The 3,100-nt window shown below is 69.7% G+C and carries 2 protein-coding genes; both read right to left on the reverse strand.

The window, feature by feature from the left end; all coding sequences use genetic code 11:
* On the reverse strand, window positions 1-1,151 hold a 1,151-nt coding region (locus WA805_RS25360; RefSeq protein ID WP_425243593.1), incomplete at its 3' end, for a Na+/H+ antiporter NhaA.
* Between the two features lie 160 nt (window positions 1,152-1,311).
* Window positions 1,312-2,691 (reverse strand): 3-oxoacid CoA-transferase, encoded by a 1,380-nt coding sequence (locus WA805_RS25365; RefSeq protein ID WP_425243594.1) that lies wholly within the window; start codon window positions 2,689-2,691, stop codon window positions 1,312-1,314.
* Window positions 2,692-3,100 lie beyond the last annotated feature (409 nt).

Raw genomic sequence — 3,100 nt, forward strand, 5'->3', positions numbered from 1 at the left:
GCCCCGGCACCGGTCACCGCCGCCCAGCCGACCGGCGGGCGGATCGCACCGCGGCTGACCCGGGCCAGCAGCCAGGCCGCGCCGACGGTGCCGGCCGGTTTCCCCGCCACGTAGCCGACCAGGATCCCGAGCGTGACCGGCGAGGTGTAGGCGTGGGCCAGGAAGCTCCCGCTGACCGTGATCCCCGCGTTCGCCAAGGCGAACAACGGCACGATCAGGTAGCTCGTCCAAGGATGGAACAGCTGCTGCAGCCGGTCGTTCGGCGAGATCGCCAGCCGCACGCTCTCCCGCGCGTCACGGGCCAGCTCCGGGATCGGCTGCTCACGGAACAGCCGGAACGATTCCGAGGCCTGCTCCAGGTCGCTGCGCGCGGCGGGGTAGGCCACCGCGAGCAGGCCCATCGCCAGGCCGACCACCACCGGATCGACGCCGGACTCGAAGAACGCGACCCAGGCCGCCACCCCCAGCAGCAGGTAGGCCGCGCCATTGCGGACACCCCGCCAGCGCGCCACCATCACCACGCCGAGGATGACAGCGCCCGCAGCCAGCGCGGTCAGGTCGATGTGGCCGCTGTAGGCCAGCGCGATGACCACGATCCCCGCCACGTCATCGGCGAGCGCGAACGTGAGCAGGTAGGTGCGCACCCGGTCCGGGACGCCCGGACCAACCAGGGCCAGCGCGCCAAGCGCGAACGCGGTGTCGGTGGACATGGCCGTGCCCCAGCCGGACGCTGAGGAGCGCCCGGCGTTGATGGCCAGGTAGATCGCGATCGGCACGACCATCCCGCCCAGGGCGACCACCAGCGGCAGCGCCAGTCGCCTCCGCTCCCGCAGCTCACCCAGGTCGAACTCGCGGCGCGCCTCCAGGCCGGCCACCAGGAAGAAGAACGCCATCAGCCCAGAGTTCACCCAGCCCTGCCAGCTATCTGCCAGGCCCCGTGTGCCGGACCGGATCACCAGCACGGTGCGCCACGTCGCCGCATACCCCGACGGGTCAATGTTGGCCCAGGCCAGCGCGGCCAGCGTGGCCGCCAGCAGGACCGCCGCGCTGCCCGTCTCAGTGCGCAGGAACCGCCGAAGCGGCGTCTCCAGCCGCAGCGCCCACACTGTGCGCGGCGAAAACTGCGAGACGGAGGCGTCAGGTTCGGTCACCCCACGATTCTCTCGCGCGCCGCCCCCGCCCACGATCTCAGAGCCGGCCCTGATCCACAGTCCGCGCCCAACCCCGCCAGCCAGCCAGCCAGCCAGCCAGCCAGCGGGTGGTAGCAGTTCCGATCCAGCAGCGGGCGCGGGCTGAAGTCGCCAGTCGGCCCTAGGGGTTTTCTGCCGTTGTCGGCATGCCCGTCGCGGCGTCGATGCCGGTCAGCGCCAGCACTTCCTGTTTCGTGAACCCAGGGGCGACCTGCTCAACTGTCAGCCCCCCGTCCTTGCGGCGGAACTGCGCCAGATCGGTCACCAGGATGTCGACGCAGGCCTTCCCGGTGAGCGCATAGCTGCAGCGCTGCACGACCTTCGGCCGGTCCCGGCTGTCGCGGTGCTCCATCATCACCATGACGGTGCGGCCGGACGCGACCAGGTCCATAGCGCCGCCGATGCCGCCGCCGACCATGCCGTCGGTCTGCCAGTTGGCGAAACTGCCCTCGGCGTCTACCTGGTAGGCACCCAGGACGACGACGTCTACCCGGCCGCCCCGCACCATCTCGAAGGCGGTCACGCTGTCGAAGTAGGAAATACCCGGGCTTGGGGTGACGGGGTATCCGCTCGCATTGAAGACGTCCGGGTACCTCCGCTCGTCGGGAACGATCTCGCCGTAGCCGAGGATCCCGTTCTCGCCGTGCAGGATGAGGTGCCGGTCGCCTGCGTACGAGGACAGGTAGCTCGGTATGCCGAGGCCGAGATTGACGTACGAGCCTTCGGGCAGCAGCGACGCGGCCAGTTCCGCCATCTGCCGGCGCGTCCAGCCGGGCTTGCCGTTGTAGGTGCGGGGAACGTCGTGGTCGCGGCGCGCAGGACCGTGTTTGGGCAGCGCGCTGACCACGGTCTTGCGGACGACACGCGAGACGAAGATGCCTGGCAGCCCGATCCGCTCCGCGGGGATCTCGCCCGGTTCAACGACCTCGTCGACCTCCACGATGGCCACCTGCGCCGCCTTGGCGAAGCTGGGCCCGAAATGCTGGTTGGCGCCGCGGAACTCCACATTGCCGAGGCGGTCGGCCCGGTGCCCCGCGATGAACGCGTAGTCGACGGGCAGTGCCGTCTCCAGCAGGTAGGGCTTGCCGTCGAAGTACCGCACCTCCTTGCCGTCGGCGATCGGGGTGTCCAGGCCCGTCGGGGTGTAGAGAGCCGCGAGGCCAGCGCCAGCGGCCCGCAGGCGCTCCACCAGCGTGCCCTGCGGGACCAGTTCGAAGGTCACCTCGCCTTTCCGGATCAGTTCCTCCGCCGGGGACGAACCGCCCGCTCTCGCCGTAAACGAGACAATCAGGTGCCGGACGCGTCCGGCCTCAACCAAAGTCTGGGCGCCGGGCGGAATCGTATTGCCGACAAGACAGAGGTCCCTCGTGCCGCGCTCGGCCAGCGCGGCGAGCAGGCTGAAAGGTGCGCCGGCACTCGGGCCAAAGCCGGAGATGGCGATCGACGCTCCGTCGGGCAAGTCGCTGATTGCGTCGGCAGGCGAGGTACGCAGCTTGTCCATGTACCCAGCCTGCGTCCACAGCATCACAGTGACTAGACCGGTCCGCGCCAAAAATGACCGCGCGGCGGCTGTGTCATGGCTCCGTCGGCCACGTGCCCATGACGTTGGGGACGTGGCCGCCGTTAGGTTTGTGCGCAGATGGCCGCTAGCGGCTCCTGCAGGGTCTTTCCGCTACCGGACGGGGCGGCTGTGCGGGCGTTCAGGCCAGATGTCGCTGAATCAGAAATTAGCGGAACGGCCGCCGCATTCTGCCAGCGTCTGGACCCGGTGGCGCCGGGCCGCAAGCCACCGGTCCGCACGGCGCTACTGCTCTTTGTGTCGTCGGACCTACCCGTGACGGGCGGTTCGGCCGGAGCGCTCACCGTACGTAGGGGGCAACGGCTTAATCCGTGACGGCTGTGTTTTACTG

Source organism: Trebonia sp. (assembly GCF_049794275.1).
Lineage (GTDB): Bacteria > Actinomycetota > Actinomycetes > Streptosporangiales > Streptosporangiaceae > Trebonia.

What these genes read in the sequence shown, in the direction of transcription:
- WA805_RS25365 (WP_425243594.1), bottom strand. Translation starts at nt 2,691, where the DNA reads ATGGACAAGCTGCGTACCTCGCCTGCCGACGCAATCAGCGACTTGCCC.